This is a genomic window from Ilumatobacter nonamiensis YM16-303 (genome assembly GCF_000350145.1).
Taxonomy (GTDB): Bacteria; Actinomycetota; Acidimicrobiia; order Acidimicrobiales; family Ilumatobacteraceae; genus Ilumatobacter_A; species Ilumatobacter_A nonamiensis.
The window spans coordinates 1-25,101 of sequence record NZ_BAOL01000084.1 but is presented as its reverse complement, the minus strand read 5'-3'; the positions used below and the strand labels follow the sequence as shown (position 1 = coordinate 25,101).

The window sequence follows — 25,101 nt, the reverse complement described above, 5'->3', positions numbered from 1 at the left end:
GAAAGGAATCAACATGGCTGAAGCCATTTCCGTGTCCGGCCCCGTCTCGGGGACCGACAAGACACTCACCTTCGAAACGGGCAAACTCGCCCCCCAGTCGATGGGTGCCGTCGTGGCATCGATCGCCGGGACGAAGGTCCTCACCACCGCCAACTCGGCAAAGCATGTCCGCGAGGGCATGGACTTCTTCCCGCTGACCGTCGATGTCGAGGAGCGGGCGTACGCCGCCGGCAAGATCCCCGGCTCGTTCTTCCGGCGTGAAGGTCGCCCGACCGAGGACGCGATCCTCACGTGTCGCCTCACCGACCGTCCGCTGCGCCCGTCGTTCCCCGACGGTTTCCGCAACGAGACCCAGGTCGTCACGACCGTGCTCGGCGCCGACCAGGTCAACCCGCACGACATCCTGTCGATCAACGCCGCCTCGGCTGCGCTGGTCATCTCCGGCATCCCCTTCGACGGCCCGCTCGGCGCCGTGCGCATGGCGTACAGCCAAGAGGGCGAATGGATCCCGCACCCCACCTTCGAAGAGGCCGAGAACGGCACCTTCGAGCTGGTCGTGGCCGGCCGTGAACTCGACGACGGCGACGTCGCCGTGATGATGGTCGAAGCCGGTGGATCCGAGAACGCGTTCTACTACTACGACGACGGCGCCAAGAAGGTCACCGAGGAAGTCCTCGGTGACGGCCTCCAGGCCTGCAAGGTGTGGATCAAGGAGTCGATCGCGCTGCAGCGTCAGCTGCTCGCGTCCGTCATCGCCACCAACGGCCCGATCGAGGAGATGTCCTGGACCCCGGTCCTCGACTACACCCCCGAGATCTTCGACGCCGTCGAGAAGTTCTCGACCGAGGCGATGAAGCCGGCCGTCACGATCTCGGCGAAGGCCGAGCGCAACGAAGCCGTCGACGCCGTCACAGCCGACGCAGTCGCCCACTTCTGTGGTGACGACGGAGAGTTCCCGCACCAGCAGAAGATGGTGAAGGAAGCCGTGCGCAGCCTGATGAAGAAGGTCATGCGTCGCCGCGTCCTCGACGACGGCATCCGCATCGACGGTCGTGCCCCGGCCGACCTGCGTGAGATCAGCGCCGAAGTCGGCGTGCTCCCGAGCGCGCACGGTTCCGGTCTGTTCCAGCGTGGCGAGACCCAGGTCATGAACGTTCTGACGCTGGCGATGCCGCGGATGAACCAGATGATCGACTCGCTCTCGCCGAACAACGAGAAGCGCTACCTGCACCACTACAACATGCCGCCGTGGGCCAACGGCGAGACCGGCCGCGTCGGTTCGCCGAAGCGTCGCGAGATCGGCCACGGAGCGCTCGCCGCCCGTGCGGTGCTGCCCGTCATCCCGAACCAGGAAGACTTCGCGTACACGTTGCGCCTCGTCTCCGAGGTGATGGCCTCCAACGGCTCCACCTCGATGGGCTCGGTGTGCTCGTCCAGCCTTTCGCTGATGGACGCCGGTGTGCCGGTCCGGAGCCACGTCTCCGGCATCGCCATGGGCCTCATCCACGAAGACGGCAAGTACGTCACCCTCACCGACATCCTCGGTGCGGAAGACGCCATGGGCGACATGGACTTCAAGGTCGCCGGCACGATCGACGCGATCACCGCGTTGCAGCTCGACACCAAGATCGACGGCATCCCCGCCGACGTTCTGTCCGACGCGCTGGCGCAGGCTCGTGAAGCCCGCCTGGCGATCCTCGACGTCATGAACGAGGCGATCCCGGAGACCCGCTCCGAGATCGCCGAGACGGCGCCGAAGATCTCCACGATCTACATCCCGCTCGACAAGGTCGGCGAAGTGATCGGCCCGAAGGGCAAGATCATCAACACGATCCAGCAGGAGACCGGAGCCGACATCGGCGTCGACGACGACGGAGCCCGCGGCATCGTCACCATCGGTGCGGTCGAGGCGTGGCGGATGGAGGAGGCCAAGACGGCGATCCTCAACATCGTCGACCCGCCGAAGGCCGAGCTCGACAAGGTCTACAACGGCCGAGTCGTGAACATCACCAAGTTCGGTGCGTTCGTGAACATCCTCCCGGGCCGTGACGGTCTCGTCCACATCTCGAAGATGGGTGGCGGACGCCGGATCAGCGCCGTCGAGGACGTGCTCGAACTGGGTCAGGAGCTCGAGGTCAAGGTCGACGAGATCGACGACAAGGGCAAGGTCAGCCTCACGCCGACCAGCCCGCTCGGTGGCGACGGGGAAAGCGGCGGCAACTCCGGTTCCGACGACGCTCCGCGGCGCGAGCGTGCGCCCCGTCGTGATCGTGACGACCGGAACGACACGAGCTCGAACGGCTCCGATTCGAACGACTCCGACATCGTCGAGGTCAGCTTCGAGGAGAGCTTCGACGCGGAGCTCGCCGACGAACTCGGCGATCTCGGCCCGAAGAGCGATCGTCCCCGTGCCGACCGCGACGGTGGCAACAAGCGCGGCGGAAGCCGTCGCCGTCACCGCTGATCCCTGAAAATGTCCGTTGGTGCCAGGCGCCAACTGACATTTCTGGGAGGATGGCAATCACATGAGAGTCGGGGTCAACGGCGCTGCCGGACAGATGGGTCGAACCGTCTGTGCTGCGGTCGCCGCTGACCCCGATCTCGTTTTCGTCGCCGCCGTCGATCGTGAATCGGACGGCGAGACGATCGAGGGTGTCGAACTCGCAACCCGGCTCGACGAATTCACCGCAGCCGAGTGCGACGTCGTGGTCGACTTCACCGTCGCCGCCGCGGCTCGAACCACGTTGCCGTGGCTGGCAGAGCACGGGATCCACGCGGTCGTCGGCACCACGGGCTTCGGCGATGACGACCTCGCCACGTTCGAGTCCGCGTTCACGGGCAACGGTGCGCCCCACTGCCTGATCGCTCCGAACTTCGCGATCTCCGCGGTTCTGATGATGCGATTCGCCGAGATGGCCGCACCGTGGTTCGACACCGCCGAGGTGATCGAACTGCACCACACCCGCAAGGTCGACGCCCCGTCGGGAACGGCCGTGAAGACGATCGAGCGGATGGCCGCCGCACGCGAGACCGACTTCCGCGACGATCCGACGCAGCACGAGGTCTATCCCGGCGCCCGGGGAGGGGCCGGCCCGCGCAACATCCGTGCTCACGCGGTGCGAATGCACGGCATGGTGGCGCATCAGGAGGTCATCCTCGGAGCGGAGGGCCAGACGATCACGATCCGCCAGGACAGCTACGACCGGTCGAGTTTCATGCCCGGTGTCGTGCTCGCGTGCCGGACGATCGCCGAGCACCCCGGTCTGACGCTCAGCCTCGATCCGTTCCTCGACTGAACTCATCCGTGGACGACACTGCCGACGCCACGCCGACCGGTGATCCGCTGCTCGTCCCCACTCAGGGCGACACCGGCGCCGACACGCACGACGCCGGGTCGGCCGACCACGCTGCGCCACCTGCGGCCGGAGCAGACTCCTCTCCCTGGCGGCGGTTCGGACCCTCTCGTGGAGCGCTGCTCGCTGCGGTCGCCCTGATCGCCGTCACCATCGTGGCGGGCATCGTGATCAGCGGACCGGACGATGAGCCGACGAGCGACAACCCGATTCCGCTGGACGCGTGGATGCCGTACTGGACGCTCGACGACGTCACCGAATCACGGATGGACCGGGTGGGGGAGATGCGCGACATCTCACCGTTCTGGTACGGCGCGACGGGGGTCGAAGCGATCGGCCTCGACCCGAACGTCGACGTGGCAACGGCGGACGAGTTCATGGAGCTGCTCCGGTCCTCGGGCGCCGAGGTCGTGCCGTCGATCGTCGATGCGCTGCCGGCCGGGGAGATGGCCGCGATCCTCGCCGATTCCGACACCCGGACTCGTCATGTCGAGGCCATCCTGGAGTTCGCCGAGGAGGGCGACTTCGACGGAATCGACCTCGACTACGAACAGTTCGCGTTCGCTGATGGTTCCGACACCTGGGCGACCACCCGACCGAACTGGGTGGCGTTCGTCGAGCAACTCGGTGACGAACTCCATGCATCCGGGCGCACGTTGACGGTCAGCATCCCACCGGTCTACGACGATGGCAGGACGTCGAACAGCGGCTTCTGGGTCTATGACCATGGCGCGATCGCTGCCCACGTGGATCGGATCCGGATCATGGCCTACGACTTCTCCGTCGGTGAGCCGGGTCCGATCGCCCCGCTCGACTTCGTCCAGCGGTCGGTCGACGGCGCGCTGGAGGCGGGAGTCCCGGCCGAACAGGTCGTGCTCGGGGTGCCGATCTACGGACGGAACTGGCCGACCGGCGTGTCGGGGGACTGCCCCGAGGGCACCGAACTGGACGGGGTCACATCGACCAACCTGCGCACGATCGACGATCTGGTCGCGCGGCGCTCGGGCGTCCCGATCTTCGACCCCGTGACCGGTGAGTCGACGTTCGACTACGCGATCGAGTTCACCGACGGCGAGACCACGTGCGTCCAGAGTCGCACCGTCCACTACGTCGACGCGTCGGGAGCCCGACTGCGGATGCAGATCGCGGTCGACGAGGCGCTGGGTGGAGCGTCGCTCTGGGCATTCGGGTTCGACGACGAACAGGTGTGGACCGAACTCGCATCCGTGGTCGACAGCTGAGCGTCGTCATCCGGCCGTTCGTGTGACCGAATCCGCGTCCGTTGTCGCTTTCGGTCACACGAACGGAACGGGTCAACCGAACCGCGGCACCCCGGATGTGATTACAGCGCGCCGAGGGCGGCGTCGTAGTCGGGTTCCTGCGCGATCTCGGAGACCAGCTCGGTGTGCTTCACCGAACCGTCGGGCCCCACGACGACGACCGCTCGGGCGAGCACGCCGGCGAGTGCGCCGTCGGTCAGCGTCACGCCGAAGTCATCACCGAACGAGGAGCGGAACGTGGAAGCCGTCGACACGTTCTCGATGCCCTCGGCGCCGCAGAAACGACCCTGCGCGAACGGCAGGTCTGCCGACACGCAGAGCACGGTGGTGTTGTCGAGTCCGGCCGCACGTTCGTTGAACGTGCGGACACTGGTGGCACAGGTGGGTGTGTCGACCGAGGGGAAGATGTTCAGGATCAGGTTCTTGCCCTCGAAGCTCGAACTCGCCACTTCACCGAGGTCGTTGCCGACCAGGGTGAACGAGGGAGCGGAGCCGCCGACCTCGGGGAGATCGCCGGACGTGTTGACGGGGTTGCCCCCCAGAGTGACTTCAGCCATCCCCGCACCCTACGACCCCGGCGGCGCACGCCGCCAACGCAGAGGGAACGCATTCAGCGCCGCAGGTTGCGCAGGTTGATCAGCACGACGCTCAGGATCGAGATCCCGAGCACCCACCACTGGTAGCGGGTCGTGAAGTCGAGCACGGCGTCGAGCTGGTCCTCGAAGAACCGGGCGAGCCACCAGATCAGAAGCAGGCGGCCGGCGATCCCGATGGCCAAGAGCACCCCGAGCTTGATCGGCGGCGTCTGACGGACTCCGGTGAGTACGGCCACGATGTTCGACCCGGCGAAGAACGGGATCAGCGCCCACTCGGCCTTCTCGAAGCCGCGGTCGAACGCCACCTCCGTTTCGTCGGTGAAACCGAGGTACTTCTTGAACCACCCGGTCGCCTGGTGGGAGTAGGCACGTCCGATCAGGTGACACACGATGAACGCGGCCGAGATCCGAGCACACGCGATCAGCACGAACGCCGGGATCGAGATTCCGGCGCCGAGTGCTCCGGCGAGGTACCGGTTGCGCGACGACAGCACGAGCAGCAGGTCGGGATTGGGCGTTTCGTTGTCGACGAGCGTGGCCCACATGGCGTTCGCGAGATTCGTGCCGATCAGCAGGACGAAGAACGCCAGCAGCGTCAATGGGGCCCACCGCGGCGGCTGATGCCGGTCGGCGACGGGTGCGGTCGACACGGGCGGCCCCACGGGGTCGGGAAGTTCGGGGCCGGGGTCGCTCACGAGCATTCGACGGTAACGCGAGATGCGCTACGTTCGGCGGCCATGCAGGGGTTGATGCAAGACATTCCACTCACGATCACGCACTTGTTCGGCCGGGCCGAGCAGTACTTCGGTCACAAACCGATCGTCACCGCAACCGGGGACGGGCTGGAGCGAACGACCTACGCCGACTGGGCGGCGCGGACGCGTCGCCTCGGCAGCGTGCTCGACACACTCGGGATCACGGCCGACGGGCGGGTCGCGACGTTCGCGTGGAACACCGCCCGACACCTGGAGCTGTACTTCGCTGCTCCGTGTTCGGGCCGCGTCCTCCACACGCTCAACATCCGGCTCTTCCCGGAGCAGCTGACCTACATCGTCAATCATGCCGACGACGAGGTGATCTTCGCCGACAAGTCGCTGCTCGGCCTGCTCGCTCCGCTGATGCCGACGTTCGAGCGGCTGCGGCACCTGGTGATCATGGACGACGGCAAGGGTGAGATTCCCGACGGGCTCGCCGACGGTGGCGTGCAGGTGCACGACTACGAGGAGTTGCTCGCCGCGGCGGAACCGATCGAGTGGCCCGAGATCACCGACGAGAACCAGGCCGCGAGCATGTGTTACACGAGCGGCACGACCGGCAACCCGAAGGGTGTGGTGTACAGCCATCGCTCGACCTACCTGCACACGATGGGGGCGATGATGGCCGACAGCCTCGGCGCCCGCGAGACCGACGTGATCCTGCCGGTGGTGCCGATGTTCCACGCCAACGCGTGGGGCCTCGCCCATGCGGCGGTCGCGACCGGAGCGTCGCTGGTGATGCCGGGACCCGACCTGTCCGGTCCCGCGATCGCGAACCTGGTCGTCGACGAGAAGGTCACGGTCGCTGCCGGCGTTCCGACGATCTGGATGGCGGTGCTCCCCGAACTCGAGGGGCGTGACACCTCGGCACTGCGTGAGATCCCGTGCGGTGGGTCGGCGGTTCCGAAGTCGCTGTCCGAGGGCTACCGCGAACAACTCGGCCTCCCGATCCTCCAGGCGTGGGGGATGACCGAGACCAGCCCGATCGCGTCGGTGTGCCGGCTCGACGGCGACCAGACCGAGCTGTCCGTCGAGGAACAGGCCGATCTGCGGACCCAGGTGGGTCGCATCTCGTTCGGCGTCGAAGCCCGGGTGGTCGACCCCGAGACGATGGAGTCGATCCCGTGGGACGGCGAGTCGAGCGGCGAACTGCAGTGCCGTGGCAACTGGATCGCCGCCGACTACTACGACGACGCGCGCAGCAAGGAGAGCTTCACCGACGACGGCTGGCTGAAGACCGGCGACGTCGCAGCGGTCGACGAACGCGGACGGATCCGACTCGTGGACCGCACCAAGGACCTCATCAAGAGCGGCGGTGAGTGGATCAGCTCGGTCGAACTCGAGAACGAGATCATGGCCCACCCGCAGGTTGTCGAGGCGGCCGTGATCGGAGTGCCGCATCCCAAGTGGGGAGAAGCTGCGCTCGCCTGCGTCGTCCGGGTTCCCGGCGAGGAGCCGAGCGAGGAATCGATCATCGAGTTCCTCGAGGGAAAGGTGGCGAAGTGGCAGCTCCCGAAGGGTGTCATCTGGATCGATGAGGTGCCCAAGACGAGCGTCGGCAAGTTCTCGAAGAAGACCCTGCGCGAGGCGCACAACGACACGTTGATGCAGTGATCTCGGGGGATCCCGTGTCACCGACGCTCGTTCGTCGGGCGCGATTCGGGAACCACGCTGAATCGAAATCGAAAACGGCTGCCAAACACCTGGCACCCTCACGCACGGTTGCCGGCATGCGTGTGACACTCGGGACATGAGCACGACCGCCGAACCTGCCGAGACCGACTCGGCTGACACGACAGCGGACCTCGGTGGATCCGGCCACGAGATCGTTGCGAAGAAGAAGCACTCGCTCGCGTTGCGGTGGATGCACTGGCTGAACTTCCCGCTGCTGATGATCATGATGTACAGCGGCATGCGGATCTACTGGGCCGACCTCCAGGATCCGTACGTGTTCGGCATCGCAGGCTGGCAGATCTTCGAGTTCTGGCCGGATGGCGTCAACAGCGCCCTGCAGTTCGAGCGGAAGCTCGCGGCGGGGATCGCCTTCCACCTCAACTTCGGCTGGTTCTTCGTGCTCAACGGCGTCGCGTACGTGCTCTACCTGGCGCGACGCGGAGAGTGGAGGCACATCGTTCCCGACGTCCAGAGCCTGCGCGACGCACGCAAGACCGTCGCCCACGACCTGCATCTCCGCAAGGACAAGCCGGTTCAGGGCAAGTACAACCCCGCCCAGCAGATCACCTACACGCTGGTGATCCTGATCTCGGCGATTCTGGTGCTGAGTGGCTTCGCCATCTATCGATCGGGGCAGCTCTCGTGGCTGGAAGCGGCGTTCGGCGGATACGACGTCGCCCGGTTCGTCCATTTCTCGTGCACGATCCTGCTGCTGCTGTTCTTCTTCGTCCACATCGTGCAGGTCGCGCGCGCCGGCTGGGCCAACTTCGCCTCGATCATCACGGGATACCGCCTCGGCCGACGCGACGATCCCGAGGTGGCGCCGGCTGCGGCGTTCGGCCCCGACGGCACGGTGGAGTCGGCCGGTTCCGACTCCACGACTGCAGACGGCGTCCCCGATGCCGACGACGCGAGTTCCGATGGGAGCGAGTCATGACGGGCGACGCACGCAACGCGGAGGAGGCCGAGCGCGAGCGGCGACTACGCGAGCAGACCGACGATGGCGAGATCATCTCGAAGGAGGAGTACACGAAGCGGTCTCGGCGCGCCTTCCTCTCGTTCGCCGGGCTCGGTGTCGCGGGATATCTCGGCTTCCGTCAGGTGCAGAACATGGAGGAGGACGAGAACATCCCTCGCATCCTGCGGGCGGGTTTCGACTGGAACGAGTCCGTGTGGAGCACGCTGGAACGTGATGGTGCGCGGGCGCGGACGTTCTCGGTCGACGATCGCGAGGAGATCCGCGTCAACGGTCGCCACGGTCTCGAGGACGGCGACGGCGACTTCATCGAGGTCTCGGAGTCCGAGGCCGAGACGTGGGAGATCGAGGTGACCTCCCGCAACGGGTCCACGTTGGACCCGATCCCGCTCGCTGCCGTCAAGTCGGACTTCGAGGTGCACGACATGGTGTGGGAGCACAAGTGCATCGAAGGGTGGTCGAACATCGTGCACTGGACCGGCGTCCGCTTGTCGGATGTCCTCGAACGGTATGCCGCCGATGAGCTGTCGGCCGAGTGGTCGGTGCTGCGGACACCGCCCGGCAACGACGTACGCCGTGAGTACAGCTCGGCGATCGAGAACTACACGATGCGTCACGCACAGACGTTGCTCGCCTGGGAGCTCAACGGCGAACCGTTGACGGCCGGGCACGGGTCACCGATCCGGCTGGTCACGCCGTTCAAGTACGGGATCAAGCAGATCAAACGAGTGGGATCGATCGAGTTCACCGACGATCGGCCCACCGACTACTGGACCGAACGCGGCTACGACCTCCACTCCAGCTTCTGACGGTGTCAGAGGCGGCCGGCGTCGGTGACGCGCTGCAGGAACCGCTGCGTCCGCTCGTTCACCGGGGCGCCGAACACCTGCTCGGGCGGGCCCTCCTCGAGGATCTGTCCTGCGTGCAGGAAGCAGACGCGGTCGCTGATGTCGCGCGCGAACCCCATCTCGTGAGTGGCGAACAGCATCGTCATGCCCTCGTCCTTCAGCGAACGCACCACGGCGAGCACCTCCCCGACGAGTTCGGGATCGAGCGCGGACGTGATCTCGTCGAGCAGCATCACCTCGGGTCCCATCGCGAGCGACCTCGCGATGGCGACTCGCTGTTGCTGGCCACCCGACAGCTGATCGGGATACGCATCGATGCGATCCTCGAGACCGAGCCGGACGAGCATCTCCCGGGCGCGGTCCCGCGCCAGTGCCTTCGGGACGTCGAGCACCTTGCGTGGGCCGATGGCGACGTTGTCGACCACGCTCATGTGTGGGAAGAGGTTGAAACTCTGGAAGATCATGCCGATCCGTCGGCGGATCCCATCGGCGTCGAGACCGGGCTCGGAGATGTCGACGCCATCGAGGATGATCGCGCCGTCGTCGATCGGTTCCAGCAGATTCGCGCAGCGCAACAGCGTCGACTTCCCGGAGCCTGACGCGCCGATGAGGGTGATGACCTCGCCGTCATCGACATCGAGGTCGATGCCGTCGAGGACGACGTTGTCGCCGAACGCCTTGCGGACGGACTGGAGTCGGAGCTTGTGCTGGTCGGTCATGCGCTGCTCATGTCTCGATCATGCAACGACGGTGGCGCCGGTCCGCTTGCGTTCTCGGGCCAGCAGGTAGTCGGCCACGCGCGTCATCGGGATCGTCAACGCGAGAAAGATCACGGCGGCCCCGACGTAGGGAGTGAAGTTGGCGAACTTGGCCTTGTCGATGCCGGCCTGACGCAAGATCTCGACCGGTCCGATGAGGCTGATCAGCGCGACGTCCTTCTGGAGCGAGACGATGCTGTTCATCATCGGAGGAACGATCCGGCGAAGCGCTTGGGGCAGCACGACGGTCGACATCGTCTGACGGCTGCTCATCCCCAGCGATCGGGCCGCCGCGCGTTGACTCTCGTGGACCCCCTCGATCCCGGCCCGGATCTCCTCGGACACGTAGGCGCTGTACGACAGCACCAGCGCAACGGTGCCCCAGATCAACGGATTGCTCCAGGTTCGCGAGTCGAACAGTCCGGGCACGCCGAATCCGATCAGGAAGATCGTCAGGATCACCGGCACGCCGCGGAACACGTCGGTGTAGATGACGGCGAACGCGCGGAGCGGGAAGAAGGCCGGCGAGCGGGTGTTGCGCGCGATCGCGATGGCCAGCGACAGCACGAAGATCAACGGCAGTGACCACAGGAAGATCTGCACGTCGAGCCAGAACGCGCGCAGCAGGCCCGGGAAGGTGTCGACGAAGATGTCGCGGTTGAAGAACGAGGTCTTGACGCGGTCCCAGCGCGGTGCCCGCGGCACGAGCACGATGACCGCCGCGACGACGATCACCGTGCTCGCGGACGCGATCAGGAGCGAACGGCGTCGCTGCCGACGCTCATAGGCTTCGCGTCGCGTCTGAGGGCTCACCTCACTCCGCGATGACCGGGGCGCCGGTGGTGTCCGACAGCCATTCCTGCGTCAGTGCGTCGAGCGTGCCATCGTCGGTGATCGCCTGGATCGCGGCGTCCACGCACGGGGTGAGGGCGCTGTCCTTCTCCAGCACCATGCCGAACTGATCGGTGGTACCACCGGACTCGGCCGGGAACTGACCGATGACGGAACTGCCCTCGATCTCGACGGCCGAGACGTACAACGCGGTGGGCAGGTCGAACACGGCGGCGTCGATCTGGTTCGCGTCGAGAGCGGCCTTCGCTCCGACGTTGTCGTCGTACACGAACGCTTCCTGGCTCGGCTGGATCACGTCGTTGATGAATTCGAGGCTCGTGGTTCCGGCCTGGGCGCCGAACTTGACGTCCTGCAGGTCGGCGATCGAGGTGGCACCCTCGGCGGCGGAGCCTTCGAGGGCGACGATCGCCTGGTTGCTGGTGTAGTAGGGGAGCGAGAAGTCGATGGTCTCGCTGCGTTCGTCGGTGATGGAGAACTGCTGGAGGTTGACGTCGAAGTCCTTCGCCCCTGGCTGGATCGCACCGTCGAACGTGGTGCGGGTCCACTCGACGGCGTCGCCTTCGTAGCCCATCTCGGCCGCGACGGCGTACGCAACGGCGGCTTCGAAGCCTTCGCCGGTCGTCGGGTCGTCGTCGATCACCCACGGGAAGAACGCGGGTTCGCCGGTCGCCACGGTCAGCACGCCGTCCTCGATCGTGTTCGAGCAGGCCTCGTCAGCGCTGGCACCGTCGCCCTCCGCGGCGGTGTCGGCAGTCGTGTCCGCGGTCTCCTCGGCGGCGGTGTCGGCCGTTTCCTCGGCGGCGGTGTCCGCGGTCTCCGCGGCGGTGTCCGCAGACTCCTCGTCGGCACTCGAATCGTCGTCACTCCCGCACGCGGCGAGGACGAGCGATCCGACGAGGATCGCGGGGAGCAGTTGGCTTGGTTGGGGTCGCATGGACGTCTCCTTGTCTGTGTTCACGCTGGGGCGAGCGTACTGGTCGTCGTCGCTCGCCTCGCGGTGAAAGTGACCGTCGGTGGCCGGCGATGGACATTCTCGGTCGGTGGCAGGTGGCCGCGGAACGGCTCAGGTGATTCGTGCGCTCGCCCAGTAACGTCCGCACCATGTCGACGCCTCCGGCCACGCAGTATTCGATCACCCTCGACGTCACCTTGGACAACGTCCCCGGAGTGCTCGGGCGGCTGTGTTCGGCGATCGGCGAAGCCGGCGGCAACATCTTCGCGATCGAGGGATTCGTGGCGAAGGGCCGCGAGCTCGAACGGGACATCGTCGTGAACTGCAGCAGCGTCGAGCACCAGAACCTGGTGGTTCTCGCGGTGGAGGCGGTCGACGGGGTGACGCTCGAGGAGTGGCACGACCGCACGTTCCGGATGCACGAGGGCGGCAAGATCGAGGTGCTCTCGCTGGCTCCGGTCGCCGACCAGGACGACCTGTCGATGGCGTACACCCCCGGCGTGGCCAGGGTCTGCAAGGCGATCGCGGCCGACGAAACGCTCGCCGACGAGTACACGATTCGCAAGAACACGGTGGCGATCGTGTCCGACGGGACCGCCGTGCTCGGCCTCGGCGACATCGGACCGAAGGGTGCGATGCCCGTGATGGAGGGCAAGGCCCTGCTCTTCAAGGAGTTCGCCGGGGTCGACGCGTTCCCGGTGTGCATCGACGTGTCGAGCCCCGAGGAGATCATCGAAACCGTGATCCGTCTCGCGCCGACCTTCGGCGGGATCAACCTCGAGGACATCGCGGCGCCCGGTGCGTTCCAGGTCGAAGAGGCGCTCAAGAAGGCGCTCGACATCCCGGTGTTCCACGACGACCAGCACGGCACGGCGGTCGTCACCTTGGCCGCGGTCGAGAATGCGCTCCGCATCACGGGCAAGAAGATGGAGGATCTGTCGATCGTGATCTCGGGGGTCGGTGCGGCGGGTGTCGCGATCGGCAAGATTCTGCTCGGCGCGGGAGCGACCGACATCGTCGGCGTCGACAGCAAGGGCGCGGTCTACAACGGCCGCGACGGCCTGAACGCGTGGAAGCAGTGGTTCGCCGAGAACACCAATCCCGAGAACAAGCAGGGTGCGCTCAGCGATGTGATGGCCGGGACCGACGTGTTCATCGGCGTCAGTGCGCCCGATGTGCTGACCGTCGACGACATCCGCGCGATGAACGACGATCCGATCGTGTTCGCGATGGCCAACCCCGACCCGGAGATCCGGCCGGAGCTGGTGGGCGACCTCGTGCGGGTGATGGGGACGGGTCGCAGCGACTACCCGAACCAGATCAACAACGTGCTGGCGTTCCCCGGCATCTTCCGCGGTGCGCTCGACGCGCGTGCGAGTGACATCACCGAGGCGATGAAGCTTGCGGCGGCCGAAGCGATCGCGCAGTCGGTGTCCGACGAGGAACTGACCGAGACGAACATCATGCCGTCGGTGTTCGACCGCTCGGTGTCGATGCGCGTCGCCAAAGCGGTCGCCGCCGCAGCGATCGCCGACGGTGTCAGCCGACTGAGCTAGAGCGACACCCTCCGACTTCGCGCCGTGGGGCCGGAATCGGTCAGAATGTCGGGGACATGGGACATCGCTCGACTCCGCACTTCCGCACCTTCCACGCTCTGCGCATCAAGGGGTTCGCCACGACGAAGACGCTGGCGGAGATGACCGAGCACGATCCGGATCACGTCGCCGATCACCTCGGCGGGTTCTCGTCGGACGGTCACGTCCAGTTCCGTGAGAACCGCGAGCTCTGGCAGCTCACTCCGGAAGGTCGCAACGCCCACGGCGAACACCTGGCCGCCGACCTGGAGGGTCTCGACCTCGAGGCGGCGCTCTCGGGGGCCTACACGCAGTTCATCGACCTGAACACCCAGTTCAAGGAGCTCTGCGGCGCCTGGCAGCTGCGTGACGGCGAGCCGAACGATCACACCGACGCCGCCTACGACCGTGAAGTGATCGAGCGACTGACGGCAATGCACGCCGACGCCGAGCCCGTCGTCGGCGAGATGGGCGAGGCGATCGAGCGGCTGGGGCCGTACCTGCGCCGCCTCGACGCGGTCCTCGGTCGAGTCCAGCAGGGTGAGACGACCATGTTCACGGGCGTGATGTGCGGGAGCTATCACGACGCGTGGATGGAACTGCACGAGGACCTCATCCTGACTCAGGGCATCGACCGGTCCGCCGAAGGGTCGTTCTGATCTGAGCGCGCCATCCGCCCGATCATGACCTAGGTTCTGAGGCGTGAATGAACGAGAAGTAGCGGTCAGCTGATGGCGCGGTTCGGTCGAGTGCTGACGGCCATGATCACACCGTTCGACGCCGACGAAGCGCTCGATGTGGATGCCGCCGTCACTCTGGCGAAGTGGCTCGTCGAGCAGGGAAATGAAGGGTTGGTCGTCGCCGGAACCACCGGTGAGTCCGCCACCCTGTCGATCGACGAGAAGCTGACCCTGTTCGAAACACTGTCGAACGCCGTCACCGTGCCGATCATCGCCGGAACGACGGGTTCGAACACCCGTCAGGACATCGGGCTCACGGTGGAGGCCGGCAAGCTCGGCGTCGCGGGCATCCTCGCGGTGTGTCCGTTCTACAACCGGCCCTCCCAGGCCGGACTCGACGCCCACTTCCGTGCGATCGCGGCGAACACGTCGCTCCCGGTGCTGCTCTACGACATCCCCAAGCGCACGGGCCGCAAGATCGACACGGCCACGCTCGTCGCGCTCGGCACCGAGGTGTCCAACATCGTCGGAGTCAAGGACGCGGCGGGCGACCCGGGCCAGACCGCCCTCGTCAACGCGGCGACCCCACCGGCGTTCGAGGTGTACTCCGGAGACGATCCGATGACGTTGCCGTTGCTCGCGGTCGGCGCGGTCGGGGCGATCGGTGTGGCGACGCACTGGTGTTCTCCCGATCACGTGCAGATGTTCGACGCGTGGGAGGCGGGAGACACCGCCGGCGCGCGGGCCCACAACGTCCGGCAGCTCGAGAGCTTCCAGTTCGAGACGAGCGACGCGGTCCCCAATCCGCTTCCGGCCAAGGCGATGCTGCGCACGCTCGGGCACGCGGTGGGTCAGGCCCGACTTCCGATGGGGCCGGCACCCGCCGACCTCGACGACCAGGCCCGCGGGGTCTACGACCGATTGGTGGCCTCACGTGGCTGAACATTCCAAGCAGCCGCTCACGGCGAAGCTCGACCCGAAGGTGCCGGTGCGCATCGTGTTCCTCGGGGGGCTCGGTGAGATCGGCCGGAACTGCATGGTCGTCGAACAGGGTGCGGCCGACGACCCCGACCGGACGATGGTGCTCATCGACTGCGGGTTGATGTTCCCGGACGCCAACATGCACGGGATCGACCTGATCCTTCCCGACTTCACGTACCTGAAGGAGAACGCGCAGCGGATCCAGGCGATCGTGCTGACCCACGGGCACGAGGACCACATCGGTGCGATCCAGTACCTGATGCGTGATGGCGACGGGATCGGCGGACTGCGCGACGAACCGTTGCCGGTGTACGGCTCCGCGCTCGCGCTCGGACTCGCCCGCAACCGGATCGAGGAAGCGGGCCTGATGCCCAAGATCGACATGCGCCCGGTCCGTGACGGCGAACAGATCGACATCGGCTCGCTGCTCGTGGAGTTCATCCCCGTCACGCACTCCGTCCCCCATGCCCACGCGATCGCCGTCCACACCGCACAGGGCGTGGTGCTCCACTCGGGTGACTTCAAGATCGACCTGACCCCGGTCGACGAGCGGCGTGCCGACCTCGCCCGCATCGGACAGATCGCCAAGAACCACGGCATTCGTCTCCTCATGAGCGACTCGACGAACGCCGAGGAGCCCGGCTACGCACCGAGCGAGACGAACGTCGGGGGAGTGCTCCGGAGCCTCTTCGCGCAGCAGCGGGGTCGGCGGATCATCACGGCGAGCTTCGCCAGCCACATCCACCGCATCCAGCAGATCGCCGACGCCGCGGTCGAAGAAGGCCGCAAGGTCGCCACGCTCGGACTGAGCATGAAGAAGAACATCCGGCTCGGTCTCGACCTCGGCGTGTTCCGGATCCCCGAGTCGTCCTTGATCGACATCGAGGAGATCGGACGATACGACCCGGGCGAGATCTGCATCATCTCGACCGGTTCGCAGGGTGAGCCGATGTCCGCGCTCGGCCTGATGGCACGCGGTGAGAACCGCTGGCTGAAGCTCAACGACACGGACACGGTCGTGCTCTCCAGCCACGCCATTCCCGGCAACGAGGGCAACGTCAACAAGGTGATCGATGGCCTCCTGCGCCTCGGCGCCGAGGTCGTCCACTCGGGCGTGATGGACGTGCACGCGACGGGTCACGCCCAGGCCGACGACATCAAGACCTACCTCTCGATCGTGAACCCGGAGTGGTTCGTTCCGATCCACGGCGAGTACCGTCACATGGTCGCCAATGCCAAGCTCGGGGAGCTGATGGGCGTACGCGGCGATCACATCATCCAGTGCGAGGACGGTGACGTGCTCGAACTCGACGCCGAGGGTCTGTCGCCGGTCGGACGGGTGCCGTCGGGCTACCTCTACGTGGATGGCATCGTGGGCGATGTCGGCAACGGCGTGCTGCGCGATCGGCGCAAGCTCGCCGAAGAGGGGGTCGTGGTCGTCGTGTCGACCGTCGACATGCAGACCGGCAAGGTGCTCGTCGACCCGGAGATCATCACGCGTGGATGGGTGTACGCGCCCGAAGCCGAGGATCTGTTGGACGAGGCGTGCGACACGGTCGCAACGTCGCTCGAGAAGGCGCTCGCCGACGGCGTCCGTGACGTGGAGCAGCTCGAGCGTCAGGCGCGCAAGGCGACCGGGAAATTCGTCAGCGACCGCACCAAGCGGCGTCCGATGATCGTCCCCGTCGTCATGGAAGCCTGAGTCAGCCGACGGGAGTCGGCGACGTGGATTTCGTCTCCGGTTCGGCTTCGAGTCGGAACCGCCGTGAGATCATGACCCAACCGACGACGAGCGCGATCACGGCGACGACGTTGACCGCGGCGGCGACACGTGCGCCGTTGTGCGGCCCGATGCACGGCGTGCGGGCATAGACGTACTCGGGCGGGAGTTCCGGCAGTGGCTCCGCGAAATCGCGAGCATCGTTCGCGAAGAGCGAATTGCAATGGACGAGCTGGGCGCGGACCGCATCGGGTGGAGTCAGGTCCGGGCGTTCGGCCAGGATCGCGGCCAGCTCGCTCGCCGGATCGACCTCGACGGGGACCGTGTCCTCGATCGGTTGGATCGCCCATCCGAAGATGAGCACGAGCACCCACAGGACCAGCGCTCCGGCCGCGATCACTGATCGCCGATTCGCCGAGGTGATGGCAGGCACGGACGGCAGGGTATCTCGCCATCGGTGTCGAGACGGTGAGCGCAAGCGGCGGCGATACCGTTCGGCCGCATGTTCGCGGTGGATGTGACACGGCGCCGGCTGATCGCGGTTGTGGCGTTGCCGCTCCTGGTGGCCGCCTGCGGAGGGTCCGCCGACGGCGATCCGTCCGAGGGTGATCCGGTGGTCACGACACCGGCCGCGGGGGAGAGCACCGCTCCGGCGTTCGTGTTCGACGTGTCCGCGGCGATCGACGCGGTCGAGGACGAACTCGGGAAGGGCCAGGAGTACTTCGAAGTCACCGCGAACGACCAGTTCACGAATGTCTTCGTCGCCGTGGACGACGCCACAGCGGCCGTTGCGTACGCCTACGTCGACGGTGCTCTTCAGCCGCCGGCGCCGAAGCAGGAGGGCGCCTCGGGAGAGACGTTCGGTCGGGACGACGTCGACTTCGACCCGGAGGCCGTGACGAGCGGGGTCGGTGCGGAACTGCCGGACTCCGAGGTCGACGCGATCAGCGTGTACGGAGACGGCGTGGGGGCGACGTACGTGGTCGCGGTGACGTCGCCGGGCGGGGGATTCCTCGATGTGGTCGTCGGTGCCGATGGCCAGGTGTTTTCCGTCGATCCCGTGTAGCGGGCCGGTGCGCCGACCGGTCGGCGAATGGCCCCGGGCTCCGCCTTTGTGTCACAGCCGATTGGTACGGTGATCACGTCATGAACACGTGGGGCCCATCCGGGAAGAAGTCGTCCAAGTCGTCCGGCAAGCGGTCGACGCGCGTCGATCCGGCCTCCAAGTCGGCGCGGACATCCCGCTCGTCGGGCCGAGGTGCGCTACGTGACGCCACGCCCGAACAGATCGATCGCGACGCCGACGAGGGCTCGTCCCATCACCGGAACGACGAGCTGGTCGGCCTCGGACTCATCGGTGCGGCCGTACTCCTGGCACTGGCCATCTATCTCGACCTGGCCGGTCCGATCGGCCGGGGAGTCGAAACCGCCGTCGGTTGGGTCGTCGGACTGGGTCGGTTCGTGATTCCGATCGTGCTCGGCCTGGTCGGCGTGGCGTTCGTTCGCCGGGGCCGTTCCGCAAGCCCGGTCCGGGTGGCCATCGCTTGGGCGGTCATCACGATTGCAACGCTCGGTTTGGTTCATCTGATCCGTCGCGATCCGGCTGCGGAGGGCTACGACCGGTACAGCGAGTGGGGCGGTTGGATCGGAGCGCTCGCCGATCCGCTTGCGGGCGGCATCGGTACGGCGGGAGCGGTGCTGCTGCTGGTCGTCGCGATCGTGGCCAGCCTGACCGTCATCACGCAGACCTCGCTGCGCACCATGGCCGAGCAGACGGGCGGATTCCTCAATTCGATGGTGCGCCCGCTCGGTCGGGCAGCGAGATCAGGGCTGGACAACATCACCACGCTGTCCAGTGACCGTGACGACAGCACTCAACTCGATGCGACGACGGTGTTCGACCAGGAGGACCTCGACGGGACGGCGCCGGTGACCGGCGAAGCCCTGCCGCCTCCGACCGGGTCGCCCAGCCTGTACGACTTCGAGTCCGACGGCGACGCCCCTCCTGGGGTGAAGCCCAAGCGCAAGCGGTCGCCGAAGATGAGCACCGGTTCGGCCGGCAAGGCCGCCACCGGCGACGGGGCGGCGGTCGGTGACTGGACGTTGCCGTCGATGAAGCTGCTGCTCCAGCCCGGAGTGCAGAAGGTCGACCGGAAGGCGATCGAGCAGCGTGGCCTGACGCTCCAGGAGTCTCTCGCGTCGCACAACGTCGAGACCGAACTCATCGGCATGACGGTCGGTCCCACGGTCACCCGCTACGAACTCGAACTCGGGCTCGGCGTCAAGGTCTCGAAGGTCACGAATCTGCAGAAGGACATCGCCTACGCGATGGCGGCGACCGATGTCCGGATCCTCGCCCCGATCCCGGGTCGGTCGGCGATCGGCGTCGAGGTACCGAACCATCAACGTCAGCTGGTCGCATTGGGCGACCTGCTCACGTCACCCGAGGCCGTAAAGGCCACCAACCCGCTCGAAGTGGCGGTCGGCAAGGACATCGCGGGCAAGACCGTGATGCTCGATCTCGCTGCGACCCCGCACATGCTCATCGCAGGTGCCACCGGAGCGGGCAAGTCGAGCGGGATCAACTGCATCATCACGTCGCTGTTGATGCGCACCACGCCCGACGACGTCCGCCTGATCCTGATCGACCCGAAGCAGGTCGAGATGGGCCAGTACGCGCGGCTTCCACACCTTCTCACGCAGCCGGTCACGAACCCGAAGAAGGCGGCGAACGCCTTGGGTTGGGCCGTCAAGGAGATGGAGCGTCGCTACGACGTGCTGTCCGAAGTCGGCTACCGGGACATCGGCGGCTACAACCGCGGGTTCGCCGCGGGCAAGATCGAGGATCCGCCCGGCACCGATCCCGACGGGCCACCCGTCTACGAGCACATGCCCTACATCGTCGTGGTGGTCGACGAGCTCAACGACCTGATGATGGTCGCCGCCCGTGACGTCGAGGAATCGATCACCCGGATCGCGCAGAAGGCGCGTGCGGTCGGAATCCACTTGATCGTCGCCACGCAGCGTCCGTCGGTCAACGTGATCACCGGCGTCATCAAGGCGAACATTCCGGCACGCATGGCGTTCGCCGTGTCCTCGTTGACCGACTCGCGGGTGATCCTCGACCAGCCCGGAGCCGACAAGCTCGTCGGCAAGGGCGACATGCTCCTGCTGCCGGGCAACTCGTCGGTGGCGAACCGCATCCAGGGCGCGTTCATCACGGAGGAAGAAGTGCGTGAGGTCGTGTCGCACTGGAAGGCGCAAGCGCCCGAGGTCGTCACGTCCGCCGAGATCGAGGACGGCGGAGACGGCGCGTCGCCGCCCTCCGCCATGAGTTCACCGGCGCTCACGCCTCCGTCGCCCTCGATGGGTGGAGCGCCACTCGACGTCACCTCCGATGCGAACGCCTTCTCGGCAGGTGAGGAGGACGAGGACACCGCGATGATGAAGCAGGCGATGGAGCTGGTCGTACGGAGTCAGCTCGGATCCACGTCGATGCTGCAACGCAAACTGAAGGTCGGCTTCGCGCGTGCGGGTCGGATCATGGACCTGCTCGAACAACGCGGTGTGGTGGGCCCGAGCGAGGGCTCGAAGGCGCGGGCGGTGTTGATGACCGTCGAGGAGTTCGAACTGCTCCAGCAGAGCGGCCAGCTCTGATCGATCTCACCGCCTGAGCTGCGGCTCGGAGCTGCTGTCCCGATTCGGGGTGGCGTGTGAGCGATAGCGTGCTCGTGTGCAGCGCTTCTACGTCGAAACGCTCGGCTGTCCCAAGAACGACGTCGACTCCGACAAACTCGTCGGCGCGCTCGTGGCCGACGGGATGCAGGCGACCGAGGACGCCGCCGCGGCCGACCTCGTCGTCGTCAACACGTGCGCGTTCATCGGCGAGGCGCGTCAGGAGTCGATCGACACGATCCTGGCGCTCGACGAGCAGCGCGGGTCCGACAGTCGCCTCGTGGTCACCGGATGCATGGCGGAGCGCTACGGCTCCGAGCTGGCCGAAGCCCTGCCCGAGGTCGACCAGGTGGCCGGATTCGGGCAGGCGTTCAACCTGGCCCCGGCCGAACGGGACGGGACCGAGGTCCCATCGGGTGTCGAGCCGGCCCGCAAGCTGATTCCGGTGTCGTCCACGCCGCTGCCCGAGTTCGACCTGTTGAACCTGCCCCGTCCGAAGTCGACGGTGCCGTGGGCGTACGTCAAGATCGCAGAGGGATGTGATCGCTCGTGCGGGTTCTGCGCGATTCCCAGCTTCCGGGGGCCGCAGCGCAGTCGTGACGTCGCCTCGATCCTGACCGAGGTCGACGAGACCGGCGCGCGCGAGATCGTGCTCGTGGCGCAGGATCTCGCCTCCTACGGCAAGGATCGGCCGGAGGAACTGGGCGCCGGATCGATCGTGCCGCTCGTCGACGCCGTCGCCGATGCCGTCGACCGCGTCCGACTGCTCTACCTCTACCCGAGCGACCTGACCGACGCACTGATCGATTCGGTGTGTCGGAGCGGTGTGCCGTACTTCGACCTGTCGCTGCAGCACGTGTCCAAACCGCTGCTGAGGCGGATGCGGCGCTGGGGAGACGGGCAGCGCTTCCTCGATCGCATCGCGGACATCCGCGAACGCGAACCCGATGCCGCGTTCCGGAGCAACTTCATCGTCGGCTATCCCGGCGAGACCGAGGAGGACCACGACCAGCTGCTCGACTTCGTCGAACGCGCCCAGCTCGACTGGTGTGGGTTCTTCTCGTACAGCAACGAGGACGGCACCTACGCCGCCGGCCTCGACCAGCACGTCGATGCCGGCCTCATGAACGAACGCCTCGCCGAGCTCCGCGAGTTGCAGGACGAGATCACCGCGTCCCGTCGGGACGAGTTGATCGGCCATGATGTCGAGGTGCTGGTCGATGCGACGGGCGTGGGGCGCAGTCACCGTGAAGCTCCGGAGATCGATGGAATCGTCCACGTCGCTCCCGACCTGGTCGTGGGCGACTTCGCCAGCGTGCGAATCGTCGATGCACTCGGTCCGGACCTGGTGGCGGCTGGTGCCGACGTGACGGCGGACGACGGAGCCGCCGATGGAGACGGAGTCGACTGATGGTCCAGTCGCTGAACAGCTGGGCGAACGCGATCACCGCCATGCGGATCCTGCTCGCACCGCTGGTGTTCCTCGCGATCCCCGAGGACGGCACCGGGTCCTGGTGGGCGTTCTTCCTCTGGTTCGTCCTCTGCTCGAGCGATGGCATCGACGGCTACATCGCACGCCGTCGGGGCCCGACCGCGGTGGGCGCGTTCCTCGACCCGCTGGCCGACAAAGTGCTCGTGCTGGGCGCGATGTTCACCCTCGTTGCCCACGACGTGTTCCCGTGGGTCCCGGTTGCGGTCATCGCGGCGCGGGAGCTGACGATCAGCGCGTATCGGATCGTGAAGAGCGGCCGGGGGATCAGCGTGCCAGCGAGCAGGCTGGGCAAGTACAAGACGGTCGTTCAGCAGTTCTCGGTGGCGTTCGCGCTGTTCCCGCCGACCGCACTGGCGGCGACGTGGACCTGGACCGTGTTGCTGTGGGTCGGCCTCGTGCTGGCGCTGGTCAGTGGGGCGCAGTACCTGTGGCACGCGACGCAGTACGAGCCGGTCGACATCGTCGCGCCGGTGTCGTGAACGTCGCCGTCCTCGCTGTGGGCACCGAGCTGTTGCTCGGCCAGATCATCGATTCGAACTCGGCATGGATCGGTGGTGAGTTGGCGGCGCACGGCGTCGATTCACTCGTGCAGGTCAAGGTCGGGGACAACGTCGGCCGCATCGAGACACAGCTGCGGCGGCTGCTCGACGACTGCGACGCCGTGATCATGTGCGGTGGGCTTGGCCCCACCCACGACGATCTCACCCGGGAAGCGATCGCCGCGGTGATGAATGCCGAGCTCGTGCTCGACGACGACGTCGCACAACGGATCAGGAAGATGTTCGAGTCCCGCGGCCGGCGGATGTCGGAGAACAATCTGCGCCAGGCGATGGTCCCGGTCGGCGCAACCGTGATCGAGCAGACACGCGGAACGGCACCGGGGTTGATCTGCCCGATCGACGGATCGACGGGCAAGGTCGTGTACGCCGTGCCGGGCGTCCCGCACGAGATGCGTGACATGATCCACCGGGCGATCCTTCCCGATCTGCGCCGCCGGAGCGGAGTGGACGGTGTGATCGTCAGCCGGGTGCTGCGGACGTGGGGCGAGTCCGAGAGTGGGCTGAACGAGCGCCTCGACGACCTGATCGACGAGTTGGAGGGGCCCGACACGCCGACGCTGGCGTTTCTCGCCTCGGGGTGGGAGGGCCTGAAGGTTCGACTCACGACGAGAGCGGCGACCGCTCGGGAGGCCGAGGCTGCGCTGGATCCGTGGGAAGCTCGCATCCGTTCCGAACTCGGCGACCTGATCTTCGGGACCGGCGACGACACGATGGAATCGGTCGTGCTCGACCTGTGTCGTTCCCGCGGGCTGACACTCGGACTGGCCGAATCGGTGACCGGAGGACTGGTCGGAGCTCGGTTGACCGGCATCGCCGGCGCGAGTGACGTCTTCCGCGGATCGATCGTGAGCTACGCGACGGAGGTGAAGCAGGAGATCCTCGGTGTCGAACCGGGACCTGTCGTCAGCACCGAAGCTGCAAGACAGATGGCAGCGGGTGCACGTGATCGGCTCGGTGCTGATGTCGCCGTGTCGCTCACCGGTGTGGCCGGGCCCGACGAACAGGACGGGCAGCCGGTGGGCACCCTGTTCGTCGGACTGGTGGGCCCCGGTTTCGACGAGGCGCGCGAGCTGCGACTTCCCGGTCAACGCGAGCAGATGCGCCAGTTCGCCGTGATCAACTCGCTCGACCTGTTGCGCAAGCATCTTGCGGAGAGCTGACGCCAACGGGTCACCGGCACGTCACGACCCAGTCGATACGATTTCGACCTTGCCCTCGTAGCTCAGCTGGATAGAGCAAGTGACTTCTAATCACTCGGTCGCAGGTTCGAATCCTGCCGAGGGCGCCCCTACGATCGTGGTGTGCAGGAGTTCCGCCCGGCGTCTCTCATCGCCGACGACACCGCACTCGCGGAGCGGTTCCACGACGGTGACGAGGAAGCGGTCCGTTCGTTGATCGGTCGATACGGTTCGGCGGTGACCGCCGTCGTCACGCCGACGGTGGGTCGTGAACGGGCCGGCGACGCCGCGTTCGAGGTGTTCGTCCGTGCGCACCGGCAGCCCATCGCTCCCGACGAGGACTTCGGGTCGTGGCTCTCGCAGATCGTCGCGGACAACGTCGGCTCGGTGGAAGAGCGACGGTGGATGCTCGCCATGGCGACCTCGTCGGTCGACGACGCCGTTCGACCCCGGCTGCGATCGCATCACCTCGATGGGGGCGATGACCTCGACGAGGACCTCTCTCGTCACGAGCTGCGGCTGCGGCGCCGCCTGGCGCACATCGGTGACACCGAGGACGTTCTCTCCGCACTGTCGAACCCCGAGGCGTGGGTCGAGGCGGATCCCGACCTGGCGGACCGGGTCCTGGCCGCGATCCATCCCGATCCGATCGCCGAGCCCGACACCGGCGTGGAAGAGACCGTCGAGGACGACGAGACGGCGCCGGTCGACCCGGACGATCGTTCCACCGTCACGCGGCTCATGCGTCCGGCACTGTTCGGGTTGGTCGGTGGCCTCGTCGTGCTGTTCGTCACGATCGTCGCGTTGAGCGCAGCGAGTGGAACACCGCAGCAACCGAACTTCACGGCGCAGCTCGTCCCGACCGGTGCGATCGTCGAAGTCGAGGGCGGCGAGATCACGGTCACCGAACGCGACGCAGGGATCGAGATCGACCTCCAGGCGGAGACACTTCCGCGCCGCGCCGCTGACACGTTCTACGAGGGCCGGTTGGTCCTGGCGAGCGGTGCGGAGGTCTCGGCGGGCACGTTCTTCGAAGGCATCGACGTGACCCTGTGGGCCGGTGCGCCGCTCGACGCCGTCGTTCGGTTCGAGGTGCTCGCCCGCGATCTGGCGGATCCCGATGACGCGGGCGACGTCATCCTCAAATCCGATCTCCCGCCGTCGTAGCCCGTTCTCGTGAACAGTTCGCGCACGGAG

At 66.8% G+C, this 25,101-nt stretch carries 22 protein-coding genes and 1 tRNA gene; 17 read left to right on the top strand and 6 right to left on the bottom strand.

What is annotated here, in order from left to right:
• Positions 1–13 precede the first annotated feature (13 nt).
• From ON45_RS09910 to ON45_RS09900, 3 genes are all read left to right on the top strand, one after another.
• The gene (locus tag ON45_RS09910) at positions 14–2,464 is read left to right on the top strand and encodes a polyribonucleotide nucleotidyltransferase (RefSeq protein WP_051062830.1); all 2,451 of its coding nucleotides are present in this window, start codon (positions 14–16) and stop codon (positions 2,462–2,464) included.
• 61 nt (positions 2,465–2,525) lie between these two features.
• A complete protein-coding gene (gene dapB, locus ON45_RS09905) occupies positions 2,526–3,296 on the top strand; it encodes a 4-hydroxy-tetrahydrodipicolinate reductase (protein WP_040493526.1) in 771 nt (256 codons plus the stop codon).
• 8 nt (positions 3,297–3,304) lie between these two features.
• Positions 3,305–4,594 (top strand): glycosyl hydrolase family 18 protein, encoded by a 1,290-nt coding sequence (locus ON45_RS09900; protein WP_040493525.1) that lies wholly within the window; start codon positions 3,305–3,307, stop codon positions 4,592–4,594.
• 101 nt (positions 4,595–4,695) lie between these two features.
• Here ON45_RS09900 and tpx read toward each other — a convergent pair whose 3' ends face one another.
• Together tpx and ON45_RS09890 are read right to left on the bottom strand one after the other, a co-directional pair.
• Entirely contained in the window at positions 4,696–5,190 is a 495-nt protein-coding gene (gene tpx / locus ON45_RS09895; RefSeq protein WP_040493524.1) for a thiol peroxidase, read from the bottom strand.
• Between the two features lie 53 nt (positions 5,191–5,243).
• A complete protein-coding gene (locus ON45_RS09890; protein WP_148288625.1) occupies positions 5,244–5,924 on the bottom strand; it encodes a hypothetical protein in 681 nt (226 codons plus the stop codon).
• Between the two features lie 42 nt (positions 5,925–5,966).
• Between ON45_RS09890 and ON45_RS09885 the strand changes: the two genes are divergently transcribed.
• From ON45_RS09885 to ON45_RS09875, 3 genes are all read left to right on the top strand, one after another.
• Entirely contained in the window at positions 5,967–7,598 is a 1,632-nt protein-coding gene (locus ON45_RS09885) for a long-chain fatty acid--CoA ligase (RefSeq protein WP_040493522.1), read from the top strand.
• Positions 7,599–7,734: 136 nt separating this feature from the next.
• On the top strand, positions 7,735–8,595 hold the full coding sequence (locus tag ON45_RS09880) for a cytochrome b/b6 domain-containing protein (protein ID WP_083914716.1): 861 nt from the start codon (positions 7,735–7,737) through the stop codon (positions 8,593–8,595).
• Positions 8,592–9,443: a molybdopterin-dependent oxidoreductase gene (locus tag ON45_RS09875; protein ID WP_040493521.1), complete on the top strand. Its 852-nt coding sequence runs from the start codon at positions 8,592–8,594 to the stop codon at positions 9,441–9,443. The genes ON45_RS09880 and ON45_RS09875 overlap by 4 nt, the downstream gene beginning before the upstream one ends.
• A 5-nt stretch (positions 9,444–9,448) precedes the next feature.
• Here the strand turns inward: ON45_RS09875 and ON45_RS09870 are convergent, their stop codons facing one another.
• From ON45_RS09870 to ON45_RS09860, 3 genes are read right to left on the bottom strand one after another with little or no spacing between them, the layout of a single operon-like run.
• Positions 9,449–10,201, bottom strand: a complete 753-nt coding sequence (locus tag ON45_RS09870) for an amino acid ABC transporter ATP-binding protein (RefSeq protein WP_040493519.1) — start codon at positions 10,199–10,201, stop codon at positions 9,449–9,451.
• Positions 10,202–10,219: 18 nt separating this feature from the next.
• Positions 10,220–11,053 (bottom strand): amino acid ABC transporter permease, encoded by an 834-nt coding sequence (locus ON45_RS09865; RefSeq protein WP_040493517.1) that lies wholly within the window; start codon positions 11,051–11,053, stop codon positions 10,220–10,222.
• A 1-nt stretch (position 11,054) separates the two neighbouring features.
• Positions 11,055–12,026, bottom strand: coding sequence for an ABC transporter substrate-binding protein (locus ON45_RS09860; RefSeq protein WP_051062833.1), 972 nt, complete (start codon positions 12,024–12,026; stop codon positions 11,055–11,057).
• A 167-nt stretch (positions 12,027–12,193) separates the two neighbouring features.
• On the opposite strand from ON45_RS09860, the gene ON45_RS09855 reads away from it, so the two are divergent.
• From ON45_RS09855 to ON45_RS09840, 4 genes are all read left to right on the top strand, one after another.
• Entirely contained in the window at positions 12,194–13,600 is a 1,407-nt protein-coding gene (locus ON45_RS09855; protein ID WP_040493515.1) for an NAD-dependent malic enzyme, read from the top strand.
• Between the two features lie 56 nt (positions 13,601–13,656).
• Positions 13,657–14,277 carry a hypothetical protein gene (locus tag ON45_RS09850; protein WP_040493513.1) on the top strand — a complete coding sequence of 207 codons (621 nt, stop codon included), beginning with the start codon at positions 13,657–13,659 and terminating at the stop codon, positions 14,275–14,277.
• A 72-nt stretch (positions 14,278–14,349) separates the two neighbouring features.
• Complete coding sequence (gene dapA / locus ON45_RS09845; RefSeq protein WP_040493512.1) at positions 14,350–15,240, top strand: 4-hydroxy-tetrahydrodipicolinate synthase; 891 nt, start codon at positions 14,350–14,352, stop codon at positions 15,238–15,240.
• A complete protein-coding gene (locus tag ON45_RS09840) occupies positions 15,233–16,981 on the top strand; it encodes a ribonuclease J (protein ID WP_051062829.1) in 1,749 nt (582 codons plus the stop codon). Before dapA ends, ON45_RS09840 begins: the two co-directional genes overlap by 8 nt.
• Position 16,982: 1 nt before the next feature.
• Here the strand turns inward: ON45_RS09840 and ON45_RS09835 are convergent, their stop codons facing one another.
• Complete coding sequence (locus tag ON45_RS09835; protein ID WP_040493511.1) at positions 16,983–17,432, bottom strand: hypothetical protein; 450 nt, start codon at positions 17,430–17,432, stop codon at positions 16,983–16,985.
• Between the two features lie 69 nt (positions 17,433–17,501).
• Here ON45_RS09835 and ON45_RS09830 point away from each other — a divergent pair, with 69 nt between their 5' ends.
• The 7 genes from ON45_RS09830 to ON45_RS22205 all read left to right on the top strand — a co-directional run bounded on the left by ON45_RS09830 (position 17,502) and on the right by ON45_RS22205 (position 25,071).
• The gene (locus ON45_RS09830) at positions 17,502–18,065 is read left to right on the top strand and encodes a hypothetical protein (RefSeq protein WP_040493509.1); all 564 of its coding nucleotides are present in this window, start codon (positions 17,502–17,504) and stop codon (positions 18,063–18,065) included.
• An 80-nt stretch (positions 18,066–18,145) separates the two neighbouring features.
• Positions 18,146–20,656: an FtsK/SpoIIIE family DNA translocase gene (locus tag ON45_RS09825; RefSeq protein ID WP_051062828.1), complete on the top strand. Its 2,511-nt coding sequence runs from the start codon at positions 18,146–18,148 to the stop codon at positions 20,654–20,656.
• 76 nt (positions 20,657–20,732) lie between these two features.
• Complete coding sequence (gene rimO, locus ON45_RS09820) at positions 20,733–22,085, top strand: 30S ribosomal protein S12 methylthiotransferase RimO (protein WP_040493508.1); 1,353 nt, start codon at positions 20,733–20,735, stop codon at positions 22,083–22,085.
• Positions 22,085–22,645 carry a CDP-diacylglycerol--glycerol-3-phosphate 3-phosphatidyltransferase gene (gene pgsA, locus ON45_RS09815; RefSeq protein ID WP_051062827.1) on the top strand — a complete coding sequence of 187 codons (561 nt, stop codon included), beginning with the start codon at positions 22,085–22,087 and terminating at the stop codon, positions 22,643–22,645. Before rimO ends, pgsA begins: the two co-directional genes overlap by 1 nt.
• Entirely contained in the window at positions 22,642–23,886 is a 1,245-nt protein-coding gene (locus ON45_RS09810; RefSeq protein WP_040493507.1) for a competence/damage-inducible protein A, read from the top strand. The genes pgsA and ON45_RS09810 overlap by 4 nt, the downstream gene beginning before the upstream one ends.
• Positions 23,887–23,937: 51 nt before the next feature.
• A tRNA-Arg gene (locus ON45_RS09805) sits at positions 23,938–24,011 on the top strand.
• Positions 24,012–24,027: 16 nt separating this feature from the next.
• Complete coding sequence (locus ON45_RS22205) at positions 24,028–25,071, top strand: anti-sigma factor (RefSeq protein ID WP_083914714.1); 1,044 nt, start codon at positions 24,028–24,030, stop codon at positions 25,069–25,071.
• The last annotated feature ends 30 nt before the right edge of the window (positions 25,072–25,101 follow it).